This window comes from Amycolatopsis thermophila (genome assembly GCF_030814215.1).
GTDB classification, from domain to species: domain Bacteria; phylum Actinomycetota; class Actinomycetes; order Mycobacteriales; family Pseudonocardiaceae; genus Amycolatopsis_E; species Amycolatopsis_E thermophila.
This window is the reverse complement of record NZ_JAUSUT010000001.1, coordinates 402,709-417,121: the sequence shown is the minus strand read 5'-3', so window position 1 is coordinate 417,121 and position 14,413 is coordinate 402,709. Positions and strand designations below refer to the sequence as shown.

14 protein-coding genes, 1 tRNA gene and 1 riboswitch are annotated in these 14,413 nt (G+C 71.7%); of the genes, 8 read left to right on the top strand and 7 right to left on the bottom strand.

Going from position 1 to position 14,413, the window contains the following annotated elements:
- Window positions 1-8: 8 nt before the first annotated feature.
- Window positions 9-1,274, bottom strand: coding sequence for a threonine synthase (gene thrC, locus FB470_RS01900; RefSeq protein WP_306988215.1), 1,266 nt, complete (start codon window positions 1,272-1,274; stop codon window positions 9-11).
- A gap of 13 nt (window positions 1,275-1,287) precedes the next feature.
- A riboswitch (SAM riboswitch) is annotated at window positions 1,288-1,420 on the bottom strand.
- Window positions 1,421-1,556: 136 nt separating this feature from the next.
- On the opposite strand from thrC, the gene holA reads away from it, so the two are divergent.
- Window positions 1,557-2,537 (top strand): DNA polymerase III subunit delta, encoded by a 981-nt coding sequence (holA, locus tag FB470_RS01895; protein ID WP_306988213.1) that lies wholly within the window; start codon window positions 1,557-1,559, stop codon window positions 2,535-2,537.
- Between the two features lie 760 nt (window positions 2,538-3,297).
- Here the strand turns inward: holA and rpsT are convergent.
- A complete protein-coding gene (gene rpsT, locus FB470_RS01890; protein ID WP_191244985.1) occupies window positions 3,298-3,558 on the bottom strand; it encodes a 30S ribosomal protein S20 in 261 nt (86 codons plus the stop codon).
- 152 nt (window positions 3,559-3,710) lie between these two features.
- On the opposite strand from rpsT, the gene FB470_RS01885 reads away from it, so the two are divergent.
- Both FB470_RS01885 and FB470_RS01880 read left to right on the top strand, forming a co-directional pair.
- Window positions 3,711-4,574, top strand: coding sequence for an EamA family transporter (locus FB470_RS01885; protein WP_306988210.1), 864 nt, complete (start codon window positions 3,711-3,713; stop codon window positions 4,572-4,574).
- 22 nt (window positions 4,575-4,596) lie between these two features.
- Window positions 4,597-4,977, top strand: coding sequence for a VOC family protein (locus tag FB470_RS01880; RefSeq protein WP_306988209.1), 381 nt, complete (start codon window positions 4,597-4,599; stop codon window positions 4,975-4,977).
- Window positions 4,978-5,284: 307 nt separating this feature from the next.
- On the opposite strand, the gene FB470_RS01875 is transcribed toward FB470_RS01880, so the two are convergent.
- Window positions 5,285-5,884: a class I SAM-dependent methyltransferase gene (locus tag FB470_RS01875; protein WP_306988208.1), complete on the bottom strand. Its 600-nt coding sequence runs from the start codon at window positions 5,882-5,884 to the stop codon at window positions 5,285-5,287.
- A 102-nt stretch (window positions 5,885-5,986) separates the two neighbouring features.
- Here FB470_RS01875 and lepA point away from each other — a divergent pair, with 102 nt between their 5' ends.
- Entirely contained in the window at window positions 5,987-7,837 is a 1,851-nt protein-coding gene (gene lepA, locus FB470_RS01870; protein WP_306988207.1) for a translation elongation factor 4, read from the top strand.
- Between the two features lie 6 nt (window positions 7,838-7,843).
- On the opposite strand, the gene FB470_RS01865 is transcribed toward lepA, so the two are convergent.
- Complete coding sequence (locus FB470_RS01865) at window positions 7,844-8,287, bottom strand: pyridoxamine 5'-phosphate oxidase family protein (RefSeq protein WP_306988206.1); 444 nt, start codon at window positions 8,285-8,287, stop codon at window positions 7,844-7,846.
- A 183-nt stretch (window positions 8,288-8,470) separates the two neighbouring features.
- Between FB470_RS01865 and FB470_RS01860 the strand changes: the two genes are divergently transcribed.
- Both FB470_RS01860 and FB470_RS01855 read left to right on the top strand, forming a co-directional pair.
- Window positions 8,471-9,523 carry a nitronate monooxygenase gene (locus tag FB470_RS01860; RefSeq protein ID WP_306988205.1) on the top strand — a complete coding sequence of 351 codons (1,053 nt, stop codon included), beginning with the start codon at window positions 8,471-8,473 and terminating at the stop codon, window positions 9,521-9,523.
- Window positions 9,524-9,554: 31 nt separating this feature from the next.
- Window positions 9,555-9,626 (top strand) — tRNA-Val (locus FB470_RS01855).
- A gap of 317 nt (window positions 9,627-9,943) precedes the next feature.
- Here the strand turns inward: FB470_RS01855 and FB470_RS01850 are convergent.
- Window positions 9,944-10,192: a hypothetical protein gene (locus FB470_RS01850; protein WP_306988204.1), complete on the bottom strand. Its 249-nt coding sequence runs from the start codon at window positions 10,190-10,192 to the stop codon at window positions 9,944-9,946.
- Between the two features lie 429 nt (window positions 10,193-10,621).
- On the opposite strand from FB470_RS01850, the gene FB470_RS01845 reads away from it, so the two are divergent.
- A complete protein-coding gene (locus FB470_RS01845) occupies window positions 10,622-10,798 on the top strand; it encodes a hypothetical protein (protein ID WP_306988203.1) in 177 nt (58 codons plus the stop codon).
- Between the two features lie 24 nt (window positions 10,799-10,822).
- Here the strand turns inward: FB470_RS01845 and FB470_RS01840 are convergent, their stop codons facing one another.
- The gene (locus FB470_RS01840) at window positions 10,823-11,932 is read right to left on the bottom strand and encodes a pyridoxal phosphate-dependent aminotransferase (protein ID WP_306988202.1); all 1,110 of its coding nucleotides are present in this window, start codon (window positions 11,930-11,932) and stop codon (window positions 10,823-10,825) included.
- 142 nt (window positions 11,933-12,074) lie between these two features.
- On the opposite strand from FB470_RS01840, the gene FB470_RS01835 reads away from it, so the two are divergent.
- Complete coding sequence (locus tag FB470_RS01835) at window positions 12,075-12,845, top strand: GntR family transcriptional regulator (protein ID WP_306988201.1); 771 nt, start codon at window positions 12,075-12,077, stop codon at window positions 12,843-12,845.
- Window positions 12,846-12,868: 23 nt separating this feature from the next.
- Here the strand turns inward: FB470_RS01835 and FB470_RS01830 are convergent, their stop codons facing one another.
- The gene (locus FB470_RS01830; protein ID WP_306988200.1) at window positions 12,869-14,365 is read right to left on the bottom strand and encodes a CoA-acylating methylmalonate-semialdehyde dehydrogenase; all 1,497 of its coding nucleotides are present in this window, start codon (window positions 14,363-14,365) and stop codon (window positions 12,869-12,871) included.
- Window positions 14,366-14,413 lie beyond the last annotated feature (48 nt).

Genomic DNA, 14,413 nt, shown 5'->3' with positions numbered 1-14,413 from the left:
GGAGTTGCTCAGAGCCCGAGAGCCTCGTGCACGGCCGCCGCCGACGGCTTGACCGTCGCCTTAGGACCGACACGGTTCTCGATCGCGTCCAGCGTCTTCAGGCCGTCACCGGTGATCAGCAGGACGGTCTCGGCGTCGGGGTCGATCTTGCCGGCCTCGATGAGCTTCTTCGCCGTCGCCACGGTGACGCCACCGGCGGTCTCAGTGAAGATTCCTTCGGTGCGGGCCAGCAGGCGGATGCCCTCGACGACCTCTTCGTCGGTCACGTCCTCGATCGCGCCACCGGTGCGGCGGACGGTGTCGAGCACGTAGGGGCCGTCGGCCGGGTTGCCGATCGCGAGCGAGCGGGCGATGGTGTCCGGCTTGACCGGCTGCACCACGTCGTGACCGTTGCGGAAGGCCGTGGAGACCGGCGAGCAGCCCGCGGCCTGGGCGCCGAACACCTTGTACGGGGTGTCGTCGACCAGACCGAGCTTGGCGAACTCGCGGAAGCCTTTGTCGACCTTGGTCAGCTGGGAACCGGACGCGATCGGCACGACGATCTGCTCCGGGATCCGCCAGCCGAGCTGCTCGGCGACCTCGAAGGCCAGCGTCTTCGAGCCCTCCGAGTAGTAGGGGCGCACGTTGACGTTGACGAACGCCCAGTTCTCGTGCTCGGCGGCGAGCTCGGTGGCCAGGCGGTTGACGTCGTCGTAGTTGCCGTCGACGGCAACGAGGTTGCCGTCGTAGACGGCGGTGGTCAGGACCTTGGCGCGCTCGAGCGAGGAGGGGATCAGCACCACCGACTGCCAGCCGGCCCGGGCGGCGGCCGCGGCGACGGCGTTGGCCAGGTTGCCGGTGGACGGGCAGGCCAGGGTGTCGAAGCCGAACTCGCGAGCCGCGGCCAGGGCGACGGCGACGACGCGGTCCTTGAAGGAGTGCGTGGGGTTGCCGGTGTCGTCCTTGACCCACAGGCTTTTGACCCCGAGAGCCTTGGCGAGCCGGTCGGCCTTCACCAGCCTCGTACAGCCGGGCTCGGTGTTCGGGATCTCCTCGACGTTCGAGGGGACCGGGAGGAGCTTCTTGTAGCGCCAGATGTTGCGCGGCCCGGCCTCGATGTCCTCGCGGCGCACGCGGCCGAAGTCGTAGCCGACCTCGAGGGGCGAGAAGTCCTCGGCGGAGACGAACTCCGGGGCCAGCGGCTGGCTGTGCCCCTCTTCCTTCGAGACCAGCTCCACGGCGGGGCCGAGGTCGACGGTGCGGCGGGTGGCGGTCGAATCGAGGGCTGCAGTCATCGCGAGGTTCCTTTCCTCATCTGTCCCGCTGACGCGGGCCGGAATTGGCACCGTGGTCGTCAGCTACCTCGCGGAATCGAGATGACAGGCTGACGCCGGTTGCCGGGGCTTCGTCGGGCCGTTCCCTCTGCCCCTCTGGATGAGCGGTATTCAGTTGTCGGGGTTGTCGTGCTGCGGCAACGCCCGGCTAACAACATACGGCACGCCGATCCGGAGGCGCCATGCCCCTGCGGGGTTCATCACGGTCCGGCGCTGTCGGTGGTCCGTGGCAGTATCTGAACCGTGACCGCGCCGGCAACCACCTCCGCACCCTTGCAGCTCGTGCTCGGCGAAGAGGAGCTGCTCGTCGAGCGCGCCGTGCGCGGGGCCCTCACCCAGGCCCGGCAGGAGGACCCGACCGCCGAGCTGACGAAGGTCCGCGTGTCGGATCTCACCCCGCCCGCCCTGGCCGAGCTGGTCAGCCCGTCGCTGTTCAGCGAGGGGCGCGTGATCGTCCTGGAGGGGGCGCAGGACATCGGGCAGGAGCTGGCCGACGCGGTGCTGGCCTACGCCAAGATGCCCGCCGACGGGGTCGTCCTCGTCGTCGTACACACCGGTGGCGGGCGCAGCAAGGCGGCCAAGGCTCTCCCGGCCGCGCTGCGCAAGGCGGGTGCCCTGGTCACCGAATGTCCGAAGATCACCCGGCCGGCCGACCGGGAGTCGTTCGTCCGCAACGAGGTCCGTCAGGCCGGGGGCAAGATCGACCCCGCCGGGGTAGCCGCCCTGATCGATGCCGTGGGGGCCGACCTGCGGGAACTGGCCGCGGCGGCGTCGCAGCTGGTGGCCGACTCCGGAGGCCGGGTCGACGAGGAGGCCGTGCGCCGCTACCACCGCGGCCGCGCGGACGTGACCGGCTTCGCGGTGGCGGAGAAGGCGGTCGCGGGGGAGCGCGGTGCGGCCCTCGAGGCGATGCGGTGGGCGCTGCAGATCGGCGTGGCGCACGTCCTGATCGCCGACGCCCTCGCCGACGCGGTCCGGACCATCGCCCGGGTCTCCGCGGCGGGTCGCGGCAACCCGAACCAGATGGCTGGTGAGCTGGGGATGCCGCCGTGGAAGATCCGCAAGGCCCAGGGACAGTCGCGCGGGTGGACGCAGGCCGGTCTCGCTGAGGCGATGGCGGTGGTGGCGCGCGTGAACGCCGAGGTCAAAGGCCAGGCCGCGGACCCGGCCTACGCGCTCGAACGGGCCGTCCTGGAGCTGGCCGCCGCGCGCGACAAGCGGTAGCCGCTCCGCCACGGTGCCAGCGGACCCGGGCAGCGGCGCCCGACCGGGCCTGGGTGGGGAACCGTCGTCGGGGTGCGGGCGATGGTGGCCTTGGCCGGTGGCGCGGTAGGTGATGCGGTGCTGGTGGCCCCGGTCGGCGGCGCCCTGGCTGGCCGAACGCCGGGAACCCGGCGGACGGGCTCCGGTTGATGGCGGCGCTTGGGCGGGTGAGGCACTGGGTAGCGCGGTGCCGGTGGCTGTAGTCAGCGGCGCCCGGCCGGCCTTGGGCTGGGAGCCGGGCCGGGGTGCGGGCGATGGTGGCATTGGCCGGTGGAGCGCTGGGCGATGCGGTGCTGGTGGCGCCGGTCGGCGGCGCCCTGTCCGGCCCTGCGCTGGGTAGCGTGCTTCGGTTGCTGGTGGCGTCCGGGCTGGTGGAGCGGCATCGCGCCGGTCGGGCTGGTGGAGCCCTGCGTAGCGCGGCGCGGTGGCTGGTCGTCAGCGCTTGCCCGGCGTCACGCGGGGAAGCTGGGTGACGGCCGCGATCGACGCTGCGCTCGGGGCGGTGGAACGCCGGGTAGCGCGGGGGGCGTGGTCGGCGGCGCTGCGGACGATAGAACTCCGGGTAGCGCGGGCGCCTTGCTCAGCGGCGCTCGGGACGGTGGAACGCCGGGAAGCCGGGGCCGCGCGGCGTCCGGCCGGCGTCGCTCCGGCGCCGGCCGGACCCGGCAAAACGCGAGGGGCGGGCACCCTGCCGGATGCCCGCCCCTCGGAAAGATCAAGCTCAGAGCTGGTTGACGCGCTTGGCCATCGCCGACTTCTTGTTGGCGGCCTGGTTCGCGTGGATGACGCCCTTGCTGGCGGCCTTGTCCAGGGCGCGAGCGGCAACCTGCTGCAGCTCGACGGCCTTGGCCTTGTCGCCCGACTCGGCGGCCTCGCGGAACTTGCGGATCGCGGTCTTCACCGAGGACTTGACCGACTGGTTGCGCAGGCGCGCCTTCTCGTTGGTCTTGATGCGCTTGATCTGGGACTTGATGTTGGCCATGAAGGCGCTCCTTCGATCTGTCGGTGGCTTCGCTGCCGCGCTGTACCGGCCCCGGCGTGCGGGTTTCCTCCCTGGCGGAATGCCGCACGGCAACGACCGTCAAGGTTAGCAGGGGGTTACGGTGGCACTTGCACTGGCTGGGGAGGGGAGAGGTGAACGGGACCGCGCTGGGGTTGGTGCTCCTCGCCGCCGTCGTGCACGCCGGGTGGAACCTCGCGGCCAAGCGGGTCGACGCCGGGGCCGGGTTCGTGTTCCTCTACTACACCGTCTCGGCCGTGGTCTGCGTCCCGATCGCGGTCGTGACCCTCGTCGCCCAGCATCAACGTCCACAGTGGATCTGGTTGCCCGCCGCGGTCCTGACCGCGGTCTTCCACGTCGCTTACGGGGTCGTGCTGCAGCGCGGCTACCGGGTCGGCGACCTGTCCGTCGTCTACCCGCTGGCGCGGGGGAGCGGGCCGCTGTTGTCGGTCGTCGCGGCCGTGGTCCTGTTCGGCGAGCGGCCCGGATGGCTGGGCCTGACCGGTGCACTGCTGGTCGTGGCAGGCGTCCTGGTGATCGGCCTGGGACCGCGGTCGGCGGGGGACGCGCGTGCCCGGCGGGCCGGGGTCTTCTACGGGTTGCTGACCGGGGCCACCATCGCCGCCTACACGCTGTGGGACGACCACGCCGTCAACGCGCTCGCCGTCCCCCCGTTGATCTACTTCGCCTCCGGCGCGTTGTTGCAGAGCGTGCTGCTCGCGCCGGCCGCATGCCGTCCGGGGAGTGGGACCGGTGCGCTGTGGCGGGCGCACTGGCGCGAGGCCGTGGTCGTCGGGGTGCTGTCGCCGGTCGCCTACGTGCTGGTGTTGTACGCGATGCGCATGGCGCCGGTCAGCCTGGTCGCCCCGGCGCGGGAGGTCAGCATCGTGCTCGGCGGGATCGCCGCGTGGCTGCTGCTGGACGAGCCGAATCCGGCTCGGCGGCTGGCCGGGTCGGTGGTGGTGCTGGCCGGAATTGCCGCGATTGCGGCGTCCTGATCGAGTGGGGTAGGGAGGAACCATGGACGTGTTGAGCAGCCGGGTGCTGATCCACCCCCGCGACCCCGAGAAGACCACGGCGTTCTACCGGGACGTGCTGGGCCTGGCGATCTACCGCACGTTCCCCGGCGGCACGGTGTTCTTCACCGGACAGGGCTTCCTGGAGGTCGTCGGCCGCGGCGAGAAGGGCACCAGCCCCGACGTCGAACTGTGGTTCCAGGTCCGCGACCTGACCGCGACGCTCGACGAGCTGGCTTCGCGGGGAGTCAAACCCGACCGCGAGGCCCGCCGGGAGCCGTGGGGTCTGGACGAGGCCCGCATCTCCGACCCGGACGGCACGTCCATCGTCCTGGTGGAGATCCCGCCGGACCACCCGCTCCGCACTGACGTACGGACCCAGTGACCGGGCCGGGACCGCGACTCCCGCGCCTGGATGGAGGTCCCGGGCGGGAGTTCGGGTCATCGGCAGGCAGCGGTGGGCCCTGCGGGCGGGGCCAGGGATTTCCGGGGGTGAACCTGGGCGAGGTTGCCGCGGGCCGACACGGGGTCGGATACCGGGAGCCGGCAGCTCGGGCCGGTGGGTTCCTCCGCTTCGACGTGCGGACTTCGGACAGGTGTGGAGACAAGGCTGGCCGGGCCTCGCGCGGTGGCGCGAGGTTGCGGCGCCCTGGCAGGCGAGGCCGAGCAGGCACGCGTGGCGCGGGCCGCCGTTACTCCGGGCGGCGGGCGCGGAGCTGGGCCGCCAGGGGAGCCGTGACCCCGGGCGGTTGCCACACCCACGTCTGCAGGTCCGTGAACCCCGCCGCGGTGAGCTCGGCTGCCAGGGCGTGCCGCGGCACCGGCAGCCACTTCTCGTGCGCGGACAGCACCAGCCGGCCGCCCGGGCGCAGCACCCGCAGCAACTCCGCGAAACCCGCGGCCCGGTCGTCCCACAGCTGGACGTTGTTCACGCTCAGCACGACGTCCACCGAAGCCGCCGCCAGGCCCGTCCGCTCGGCCGACCCGCGGGCCAGCCGCACCCGGCCCGCCGCGATCTCCGCCGCGCAGCGGGTCTGCGCCAGCGCCAGCATCTCCGGCGACGGGTCCACCCCGACCGCCGTGCGGGCGCGCTCGCCGGCCAGCCGCAGCCCGACCCCGGGACCGGGCCCGACCACCAGCGCCGTCTCCTCCGGGGTGAGCCTCGCCACGTCCACCACGTGCCGTTCCGTCGCGCCGTTGCCGTAGGCCATCACCATCCCGCCGACCCGGCCCAGCAGGCCACGGGGGTGACCGAAGGCCCGGTCGAGGATCTGCCCGATCGTTGTGCTCATACCTCCAGGTCAGCACTCGCCACCGCTCACCGGCATCGGGGATGACCCGGAAATCGGGCATGGGAACATGGAGGTGTACCCCACGACGAGCCGAGGATCCGAGTGAGCACGTTCGCCGACCAGACCTTCACGCCGCCGGAGCAGATCCGGAACTTCTGCATCATCGCCCACATCGACCACGGGAAGTCCACCCTGGCCGACCGGATGCTGCAGCTCACCGGCGTGGTCGAAGAGCGGGCCATGCGCGCGCAGTACCTCGACCGCATGGACATCGAACGCGAGCGCGGCATCACGATCAAGGCGCAGAACGTCCGGCTGCCCTGGCAGGTCGACGGCCGCGACCACGTCCTGCACCTCATCGACACCCCCGGCCACGTGGACTTCACCTACGAGGTCTCCCGGGCGCTCGAAGCGTGCGAGGGCGCGATCCTGCTGGTCGACGCGGCTCAGGGCATCGAGGCCCAGACCCTGGCCAACCTGTACCTGGCGCTCGAGAAGGACCTGCACATCATCCCGGTCCTCAACAAGATCGACCTCCCGGCGGCCGACCCGGACAAGTACTCCGCCGAACTCGCGCACATCATCGGCTGCGACCCGTCGGAGGTCCTCCGCGTCTCGGCGAAGACCGGCATGGGTGTGTCCGACCTGCTCGACGAGGTCGTCCGCCAGGTGCCGCCGCCGGTGGGTGACGCGGACGCCCCGGCCCGCGCCATGATCTTCGACTCGGTGTACGACACCTACCGCGGGGTGGTCACCTACATCCGCGTCGTGGACGGCAAGATCACCCCGCGCGAGCGGATCCGCATGATGTCCACCGGCGCCACGCACGAACTGCTCGAGGTCGGCATCATCTCGCCCGAGCCCAAGCCCAGCGCGGGCCTCGGCGTCGGCGAGGTGGGCTACCTCATCACCGGCGTGAAGGACGTCCGCCAGTCCCGGGTCGGTGACACCGTCACCTCCGAGCGCAAGGGCGCCACCGAACCGCTGGCCGGCTACCGCGACCCCAAGCCGATGGTGTTCTCCGGGCTCTACCCGGTCGACGGCTCGGACTACCCGGAACTGCGCGAGGCGCTGGAGAAGCTGCAGCTCAACGACGCGGCCCTGACCTACGAGCCGGAGACGTCGGTCGCGCTGGGCTTCGGCTTCCGCTGTGGCTTCCTCGGCCTGTTGCACCTGGAGATCACCCGCGACCGGCTGGAGCGCGAGTTCGGCCTCGACCTGATCGCGACCGCGCCCAACGTGGAGTACCGCGTCATCCAGGATGACGGCACCGAGGTGATGGTGACCAACCCGTCCGACTGGCCCACCGGGGTCAAGATCGCCGAGGTGCACGAGCCGCTGTCCAAGGTCACCGTGATCGCCCCGTCGGAGTTCATCGGCGCGATCATGGAGCTGTGCCAGAGCAAGCGCGGCAACCTGCTCGGCATGGACTACCTGTCCGAGGAGCGCGTCGAGCTGCGCTACCACCTGCCGCTCGCGGAGATCATCTTCGACTTCTTCGACTCGCTGAAGTCCCGCACCCGCGGCTACGCCTCGCTCGACTACGAGGAGGCCGGCACCCAGGTGGCGGACCTGGTCAAGGTCGACATCCTGCTGCAGGGCGAGCCGGTGGACGCGTTCTCCGCGATCGTGCACAAGGACGCCGCCTACGGCTACGGCAACAAGATGGCTGGCCGGCTGCGCGAGCTGATCCCGCGGCAGCAGTTCGAGGTGCCGATCCAGGCCGCCGTCGGCTCGCGCATCATCGCGCGCGAGACGATCCGCGCGATGCGCAAGGACGTGCTGTCCAAGTGCTACGGCGGCGACATCTCGCGGAAGCGCAAGCTGCTGGAGAAGCAGAAGGAAGGCAAGAAGCGGATGAAGAACATCGGCCGGGTCGAGGTTCCGCAGGAGGCCTTCGTCGCCGCGCTGTCCACCGACGAGCCCTCGGGCGACAAGGGCAAGAAGAAGTAGCCGGCGTCAGGCGGGGCCGGAGATCCGGGCCGCCTCGACGAACACCGCGCACCGCCGCTCCTCCGCCATCACGCGGTCGTAGGTGTCCCAGTCGTCGTGGGTGCCGCCGGCCGCGGTGAAGATGTCGCGCAGCAGCCGGGGCAGGCCGGCGGGGTCGAAACCCGGATCGGGGTCGTCGGGGCCGATGAGCCGGGCCGGGCCCTGCACGGCCGCCCACGTCCAGCCGCGCCGGAACACCACGGTCGCGTTCCCGCGTTCGCGCAGCAGGTCCAGCTTCTTCGTCCCGCCGGCGGCCACGAAGGCGACCGCGGCCCGCCCGGAGACCGGGTCGTCGAGCAGGCCGGCGTTGACCACCGAGGCGTGCACCGTCCCGTCCGCCCGCGCGATCGCCACGGTCGCCAGACCGGTTTCCTGGGCGGCGAGCGCGCGGACGTCGTCGAGTTTCGTCATGAGGCCACGCTAGTGCCGGACGCGCCCGCTCCACCACAGCACGGCCGGCCAGACCTAGCCCGCCACAGCACGGCGCCGCGGTGCGGTCGCGTTGAAGGTCGAAGCTGCGCGTGATCTCCGGGCGGTCGCTGAGGGCACGTTCGGCCCGGTGCCCGCGGCGCGCGGGAATCGTAGAGTGGGGTCATGTTCGAAGACCTGCGTGTCCCCGTGCTCGTCGCGCCGATGGCCGGCGGCCCCACGACGCCCGAACTCGTCGCCGCCGTGGCCGAGGCCGGCGGGTCGGGGTTCCTCGCCGCCGGGTACCTGACGGCCGGCGCGCTCACGGAGCGGATCGCACGGACCCGGGAGCTGACGGGACGTCCGTTCGGGGTCAACCTGTTCGTGCCCGGCCGCGAGTCCGGTGTGGACCTGTCGCCGTACGTCCGGCGGCTGGCGGAGGAGGCCCGGCGCTACGAGACCGAGCCCGGCGAGCCGCGCTGGGAGGACGACGACTACGCGGCGAAGGTCGACGTCGTGGTGCGGGAGGCGCCGCCGTTCGTGTCGTTCACCTTCGGGCTGCCGTCCACTGAGGACGTGCGACGGCTGCACGAGGCGGGCTCCCGGGTGATCGTCACCGTCACCACTCCCGAGGAGGCGGTGCAGGCGGCCGAGACCGGGGCGGACGCCCTGTGCGTGCAGGGTTTCGAGGCGGGCGCGCACCGTGGGTTGTACGTCGACGACCCGGAGAACCCGGCCGGCGGCGAGGCCTACGGACTGCTGGCGTTGCTGCGGCTCGTCGGCTCCGCGGTGGACCTGCCGCTGATCGCGGCGGGCGGAATCGTGCACGGCGCGGACGTGGTCGCCGTGCTGGCCGCCGGAGCGGAAGCGGCCCAGCTGGGCACCGCGTTCCTGCGCGCGGACGAGGCCGGCACCCAGCCCGCGCACCGCCGCGCGCTCGCCGAGGGCGGGCGGGTCACCGCGATCACGCGGGCCTTCAGCGGACGCCCCGCGCGGGGCCTGGTGAACCGGTTCCTGACCGAGCACTCCCCGTACGCGCCGTCGGCCTACCCGCAGGTGCACCACCTGACCAAGCCGGTGCGCACGGCCGCGCACCGGGCCGGCGACCCGGAGGGGGTGAACCTCTGGGGCGGCCAGACGTACTCGGTCGCGCCGGAGGGTCCGGCGGCGGAGATCATGGCTCGCCTGGAACTGGAGGCCAAGGCGGCGCGGGAACGCGTGACCCGGCGGCTGGGGTAGCGGCGGGACCCGCTACCATGGTCAGCACACCGGGCGATTAGCTCAGGGGGAGAGCGCTTCGTTCACACCGAAGAGGTCACTGGTTCGATCCCAGTATCGCCCACCGGCTATTTCAGCTGTTCAGACGGCCTGTCGACGACCATCGTCGGCGGGCCGTCGGCGTTTGCGGGGAGCAGATGGGGAGCACGGCGTCCTGGCCAGCTTCGCGAATCCGAAGAGGTCACGCCGCATCCTGCTCCTGACGTGGGTTGCATTCCAGCTCCATACGCCGTCCTGCTCCCAGCGTCACTGCAAAGCGGTCAGCATCGACTCGACCATGACGTCACGTGGGAGTAGAGGTCTTCGGTGTCCTTGCGCTTGTGTCCCAGGCGGCGTACCAGCCGGAGGATGCGCGGGACGCCGTCGTCGATCAACCAGGTCTCATTCCCGGTCGAAGCCGAGTTCGAGCAGTGCGAAGACGTTGCGCAGGAACCCGACGCCGGCGTCTCGGGCTCGCCCGATTTCATCGGTGCTGATGCCGATGGCCTGCCCGGCGTAGACACCGGGCGGCACTCGACGCGGATGTGGATATCCGAGCAACTCGCGCTCCGCCTTCTTCAGCAGGGCGACCTTGTACTCGCAGGTGCGTGTCGTCGCGCGTGGCGCGCAGGAAAGTGAGGGGCATGTCATTGCCTTCGATCTCGCCGACCCACCATCCGGCTTGTGCGCGGGTGCGGCGGTCGAGCAGGTCGGCTTCGAGGTCGTCGAGCCGGGCCAGCATCTTGGGGTTGACGTGCAGCATCGGGCAGCGGATGCAGGCGTGTTCGTGCTGGCAGGCCGTGCCGTAGGGACGCCCGCAGGAGCCGAGCTCGACCTTGCGCTTGTCGAAGTGCTCGTCGAACTCGGCCCATTCCTCGCTGGTGGCCTCGCGGTACTCCTCGATCGGTCGCAGGTCGCGGCGGTCGTCGAGGAAGGCGATGTAGTGGCGGACGATGTCCTCGTCGAAGACGGCGACGTAGCCGCGGGTGGGAACGGCACCGCCGTGCCGGCGAACCTGCAGGCGTTCCGCCGGGGCACTCGCCTGGACGTCTCCGGCTACGCCGGGGTGCGGCGCGTCGAGTGGCAGTTGGTCGGCGAGTACCGCGAGGTGATCACGAGCTCGCCGGACTGCCCGACGTGGTGCGCGGCTACGAGGAGATCAAGCTCGCCGCCGTCGACGGCTACCGGCGGCAGGCCGAGCTCACCGCAGCGATCACCCGCACGTCGAGCAGCCGCTCGCGACAACCCAGCGCCTGACCCGCGCACATCCCCGCGGTTCGGTCAGCGGGCTTCGCGGCGGGCCGCGGCGAGGCGGTGGACCAGCTCGTCGAGCACGGGCTCCGGTGAGCCGAACGTGAGGCGGACGTGCGTGCCGGGGGCGTGCAGGTCGCCGCCGCGGATGCTCGCGATGCCGTGCCGCAGGAGCACGCGGTCGATGTCGTCCGGGGTGTCACCGAGGCTCGCGCAGTCGACCAGGAGGAACGCGCCCGCCGCCGGCCGCACGGGTTCGGGAAGGCCGCTCGCGGCGATGCCGTCGCACACGCGGTCGCGCTTGGCCTGGTAGGTGGACAGCGCCTGGTCGAGCCAGTCGCGCGGCCCGGTGAGGGTGGCGATCGCGGCGTGCTGCGGGACCGCGCCACAACAGACCGCCTCCCACTGGAACCGGCGCTCGATCGCGTCGATGACCGGCGGTGGTGCCAGGACGTAGCCGACCCGCCAGCTCGCGAGCGAGTAGTACTTGCTGAGGCTGGTGACGGTGACCAGGTGCGGCCAGCGATCGGCGAACGCCTCGACCGGCTGGTAGCGGCGGCCGTCGAAGGTGAAGTGCTGCCACGAGTCGTCGGAGACGACGAGGAGCCCGTGGCGGGCGGCGAGGTCGGCCACCGCGGCGACGGTCGCGGCATCGGGGAGGTAGCCGGTCGGGTTGTTCGGGTTGCACAGGAGCAGAACCCGGCTGCGGGGCGTCACGGCGGCCTCAAGGGCTTCGAGGTCGAGCGCCCAGCCGTCGCGCTCGTGCGCGGGGACGTGCACGGCGGTCGCGCCCGCCTCGCGGATCGGGCCGTCGAAGAAGAAGGTGGGGGACGGCACGATCACCTCCTCGCCCGGGGCGAGCACCGTGCGCAGCACGAGGGACAGGCCCTGCATTGCCCCGTGCGTGATCAGCAGGCGGCGCTCGGGATCGACGTGCAGACCGTTCTCGCGCTCGAGTTCGGCGGCGATCGCCGCGCGGAGCTCGGGCAGGCCGCGGCTGTCGCGCGGGTCGGGCTGGTCCATCGCCTGCCTGACCGCTTGCCGCACGTGCTCGGGCATCGGCAGGACCGGGGCGCCCACGAGCGGGAGGACCGCGACCCCGTCGCGCGCGGCACGGGCTGCCCGGTCACGCGTGGCCATCGCCCCCATCGTGGGGAGAAGCGTCGAGGCGGGGAGGGACCAGGACTCCGAGGCGGAACGCAGCATGGGATCACCTTATCATCGTTGAGATATCAGATTTTCGGAAAAATATCTTGCTCTGCGCTGCTGATACACTGTCCAAGTGCCTGACATCCATTCCGTGATCACGGGAACGCCCCACATCCCCGCCCTGCTGCTGGTCGGCCGGGCGGACGCCGGACTCGACCGCACCGGCCAGGCGTACCGGGCGATCAGGCGCCAGATCATCGACCTCACGCTGCCGCCCGGCAGCAGCTTCACCGAGGCCTCGCTGGCGCAGCAGTGGGGCATCAGCAAGACACCGGTGCGCGAGGCGCTCGCGCGGCTGCGGCGCGACGGGCTCGTGACGGCACTGCCGCGCGCGGGGTACGTCGTCAGCCCGATCACGTTGCAGGACACCGACGACCTCTGCGCCTTGCGGACACTGCTGTCCGGCGCGGCCGCCGCCCAGGCCGCGCGCCGCGGTGTGCCCGCGCCGGCGCTCGCGCGGCTCGAAGCGCTGTCCGAGGTCCACTTCGCACTCGCGGCGGGTGAGGTGGAACAGGAGGAGGCGCTGCGGGCCGCGGTCGAGTTCGAGGCCGTCATCGCCAACAGCGCCGGCAACAACCGCCTCGCCAAGGCGATCGTCGACGTGGTCGACGAGCTGGAACGGGTCCTGCGGATGGCGGCGTTGATCGCGCCCAGCGCCGCGAGCCCACCCGGCGAGCTGAAAGTCATCTTCGAGCGGCTGCGGGACCGCGACGCGGACGGCGCCGAGGCGGCGATGCGCAACCGGTGTGAGCGCGTGCGGCACGACGTCATCCAGGTCCTCGCCGGGAGCGCCTCCGTGAGCAGGGCGCACATCGAGATGCCGGCCTCGCTCCCGCCGGCCTAGCCGGCGGGAGCGACGGGGTCCGCTCAGACCGCGGTCGGGAAGTGGAGGTCGCTGCGCTGGTGCGCACCGTCCTCCGGCCAGCGGCTGGTGACCGCCTTCGCACGGGTGTAGAACGCCACCCCCTCGGGCCCGTGCATGTGGTGGGCGCCGAACAGCGACTGCTTCCACCCGCCGAAGGAGTAGAACGCCATCGGCACCGGGATCGGGACGTTGATCCCGATCATCCCGACCTGCACCGAACGCTGGAAGGTGCGCGCCGCCTGGCCGCTGGTGGTGAAGATCGCCGTGCCGTTGGCCCAGTCGCCGGCGTTGACGAGGTCGATGGCCTCGGCCAGCGAGCCGGCGCGCACGACGACGAGCACCGGGCCGAAGATCTCCTCGCGGTAGACGTCCATCTCCGGCGTGACGCGGTCGAACAACGTGGGGCCGACGAAGAACCCGTCGCCGTGGACATCGATCTCGCGCCCGTCGAGCAGGAGCTCGGCGCCCGCGTCGAGGCCGGACCGGATGGCGCCGGTGATCCGTGAAAGCGCTTCCCGCGACACGACCGGGCCCATTTCGGATCCGGCGGCCAGCCCCGGCCCGACCTTGATCGCCTCTGCCTTCTTCCGCAGCAGATCGACGAGCGGTCCGGCCACGTCGCCGACCGCGACGGCGACCGAGATCGCCATGCAGCGCTGGCCCGCCGACCCGTACGCGGCCGAGACCAGGTGGTCGGCGGCCTGGTCGAGGTCGGCGTCGGGCAGTACCACGGCGTGGTTCTTGGCTCCGCCGAGCGCCTGCACGCGCTTGCCGTTCGAACTCGCGCGGTCGTGCACGTACTTCGCGACCGGTGTCGAGCCGACGAACGACACCGCCGCGACGTCCGGGTGGTCCAGGATCGCGTCGACCGCGACCTTGTCGCCGTGAACGACGTTGAACACACCGCCGGGCAGGCCGGCGTCGGCGTAGAGCCCGGCGACGAAGTTCGAGACCGACGGGTCGCGTTCGGAGGGCTTGAGCACGAACGTGTTGCCGGTCGCGATCGCGATCGGGTGCATCCACATCGGAACCATGGCGGGGAAGTTGAACGGCGAGATTCCCGCGCACACGCCGAGCGGCTGGCGGAACGAGAAGAGGTCGACGCCGGTCGAAACCTGGTCGGAGTAGTCGCCCTTGAGCAGCTGCGGGATCCCGCACGCGAAGTCGATCACCTCCAGGCCGCGCACGACCTCGCCCCTGGCGTCGTCGAGGACCTTGCCGTGCTCCGCGGACACCAGCCGGGCGATCTCATCCAGGTGCTTCTCGACGAGGTTGCGGAAGGCGAACATCAACCGTGACCGGCGCATCACGGACGTGTCGGCCCAGCCGGGCAGTGCGGCGCGCGCGGCACGCACGGCGGCGTCGACGTCGGCGGCTTCGGCGAGGAGCACGTCGGCCTGCTGCTCGCCCGTCGCGGGATCCCAGACAGGTGCGGTGCGGCTCGATGCGCCCGCGGTCTCCCGGCCGTCGATGTGGTGGAGGATGGTCCGGACAGTCATGGTGCTCGCTTTCTGGTGGGGTCGTCCGCGCGCGGTCGCGTCGGACGG

Bases quoted from the DNA above. Each gene is read 5' to 3' on its own strand.
- FB470_RS01840 (WP_306988202.1), bottom strand. From the start codon at position 11,932: ATGGCCACGCGTGACCGGGCAGCCCGTGCCGCGCGCGACGGGGTCGCG.
- thrC (WP_306988215.1), bottom strand. From the start codon at position 1,274: ATGACTGCAGCCCTCGATTCGACCGCCACCCGCCGCACCGTCGACCTC.
- FB470_RS01830 (WP_306988200.1), bottom strand. From the start codon at position 14,365: ATGACTGTCCGGACCATCCTCCACCACATCGACGGCCGGGAGACCGCG.
- FB470_RS01875 (WP_306988208.1), bottom strand. From the start codon at position 5,884: ATGAGCACAACGATCGGGCAGATCCTCGACCGGGCCTTCGGTCACCCC.
- FB470_RS01850 (WP_306988204.1), bottom strand. From the start codon at position 10,192: ATGACATGCCCCTCACTTTCCTGCGCGCCACGCGCGACGACACGCACC.
- rpsT (WP_191244985.1), bottom strand. From the start codon at position 3,558: ATGGCCAACATCAAGTCCCAGATCAAGCGCATCAAGACCAACGAGAAG.
- FB470_RS01880 (WP_306988209.1), top strand. From the start codon at position 4,597: ATGGACGTGTTGAGCAGCCGGGTGCTGATCCACCCCCGCGACCCCGAG.
- FB470_RS01860 (WP_306988205.1), top strand. From the start codon at position 8,471: ATGTTCGAAGACCTGCGTGTCCCCGTGCTCGTCGCGCCGATGGCCGGC.
- FB470_RS01865 (WP_306988206.1), bottom strand. From the start codon at position 8,287: ATGACGAAACTCGACGACGTCCGCGCGCTCGCCGCCCAGGAAACCGGT.